Source organism: Mesorhizobium sp., assembly GCF_005063415.1.
Classification (GTDB): Bacteria; Pseudomonadota; Alphaproteobacteria; order Rhizobiales; family Rhizobiaceae; genus Mesorhizobium.
Map to the genome: position 1 here is coordinate 1 of NZ_SUEG01000427.1, position 229 is coordinate 229.

1 pseudogene is annotated in these 229 nt (G+C 59.8%); it reads right to left on the reverse strand.

Annotated features, from left to right (window positions below):
• A pseudogene (locus tag E5W70_RS32915) lies at positions 1-229 on the reverse strand (IS481 family transposase); the annotation flags it as partial.

The following is a 229-nucleotide window of genomic DNA, read 5'->3' on the forward strand; positions in this document are numbered from 1 at the left end:
GGAAGTCTCTCGATATGGCGGTGGTGGCCTTCTCATGCAGTTCGACGAAGGCGAATTTCGAGGTGCGGTCGATAGCGACGAACATGTGCAGCTTGCCCTGTTCTGTGCGCACCTCGGCGACGTCGATGTGGAAGTAGCCGATCGGATAGCTCTTGAACTTCTTCTTCGCCGGCTTGTCGCCTTCTACGTCCGGCAGGCGGCTGATGCCGTGGCGCTGCAGGCAGCGATG